Genomic DNA, 373 nt, shown 5'->3' on the forward strand with positions numbered 1-373 from the left:
GTGCACCCAGGCTGGCGGCTCCTTGAAACCGGTCAAGGCCCCTAAAAAGGCTCAGTAATCATCGCTGCTGCGCGCATGCCTTTGCCCACCCATGCGCTCGCTGGCGTGGGCGTCGGCTTGCGCGCCAGCCATTACCGCGACTTCCTGGCAGCCCGGCCTGCCGTGGACTGGCTGGAAGTGCACACGGAAAATTATCTGGCCCGTTCGGGCTGGGACTGGCAAGTACTGTCCACCTTGCGCACCGACTATGCGCTGAGTCTGCATGGCGTGGGCCTGGGGCTGGGCTCGGCACGCGGTTTTTCTGAGCAGCATCTGGCGCGCGTGCGCCAGCTGGTAGAGCAGATCGAGCCGGCACTGGTGTCGGAACACCTGT

General features: G+C 64.6%; 1 protein-coding gene. It reads left to right on the plus strand.

Annotated elements, in window-relative coordinates; genetic code table 11:
- Positions 1–75: 75 nt before the first annotated feature.
- A partial coding sequence (locus ACO0LB_RS20635; protein ID WP_423052589.1) for a DUF692 family multinuclear iron-containing protein occupies positions 76–373 on the plus strand: 298 nt, incomplete at its 3' end.

Source organism: Undibacterium sp. SXout7W, from assembly GCF_049339385.1.
In the GTDB taxonomy this organism is placed as follows: Bacteria; Pseudomonadota; Gammaproteobacteria; order Burkholderiales; family Burkholderiaceae_D; genus Undibacterium.